The organism is Deltaproteobacteria bacterium, from assembly GCA_003194485.1.
Classification (GTDB): Bacteria; Desulfobacterota; Dissulfuribacteria; order Dissulfuribacterales; family UBA3076; genus UBA3076.
This window is the reverse complement of record PQXD01000085.1, coordinates 1-1,137: the sequence shown is the minus strand read 5'-3', so window position 1 is coordinate 1,137 and position 1,137 is coordinate 1. Positions and strand designations below refer to the sequence as shown.

At 49.3% G+C, this 1,137-nt stretch carries 1 protein-coding gene; it reads right to left on the bottom strand.

Annotated features, from left to right (window positions below):
* On the bottom strand, nucleotides 1–1,137 hold a 1,137-nt coding region (locus C4B57_12270), incomplete at both ends, for a hypothetical protein (GenBank protein PXF50192.1).

The window sequence follows — 1,137 nt, the reverse complement described above, 5'->3', positions numbered from 1 at the left end:
ATTGCTGCTGCTGTTGTTCCGGGACAACCGCTGCCTCAGCCTCAGCTTGTGCCTGCGCTTGCTGCTGCATTATCGCCAAGATTCGCCTTTTCTGAACCTCTTCCTCGTCAATCAGCCCGCGAGCTGGGGCACCCGCCACACTATAAGCATACCGCAGCAAATAATCCCAATCCAGGTTCATTGCCGTGTCAGGATTTGCCTGGAGTATGGGGGCTACACCTTCAATTGCCTGATTCAGGCCTCTGCTCTCAAACAGCTTTTTCTGAGCCACAGCGAGGGGGCCAAGATACTCTATATCAATTTTTCTCCCGACTAAGCCTTCAGGGGGTGGTTCGAGTCGTCCTGCGTTAAATTCAATGTTGAACGCACCTTCGATCACCTTGTCCAAAAGCTCATTCGTCAGACGCCCTACGATGTTCCCTAAGATTGCAGCTTTCTCGCCCTGCCGCTCCACAACTTCTGTGGCGGTCATAGCCCTTTCCTGATGGGCAAACATCAAGAAAAAGTCAATGCTAAAGAAATCTCTAACGCTCTTCTGTATCTGCTCCTCCCTGTCTCGACCAATTGGGAAGTTGATCCCAAGGTTAACCGGGCTGATCTTGTTCTCAGGGCTATCAAAGTAGTTAATTCCGTTGGGGGTCAGATCGACATCCGCATTTATTGGCACATTCATCGGCGGCTTAACTGAAAGCTGTCCAGCCTCGAGCAAGCTCTTGCGAATGCTATTGAGTGTCTTAACTGTGGGTAAAGACATCATGGCCGGTGAATATCCATAGACACTGTCAGGGTTCTTGATGCAGCGCCACACAATGTAGGGGAAGAAGTCATATTTGGATTCACGGACGATCTCCCCTTTCATTTCATGGTACCACACCGAACGCCAATGATCCCCATCCGGAACTACCGCATGGATAAATTTCCCACCCAGATTTTTGCAACCAAATTTGTCGGTCGCCTGTGCTTCTGTGTAGGTATCCTGACGGAATACAGTTTTGATCTGACCATAACCGTCTTCATCTATCCATATGCGCGGAGGTGACATAACCTTGTAAAAGATTGACCTGTCACCCAGATTTTCCTCGAAATAGAGGATTCCCGTTCCAAAGGTAATCCCATCAATCAGGAACTCAACGACCT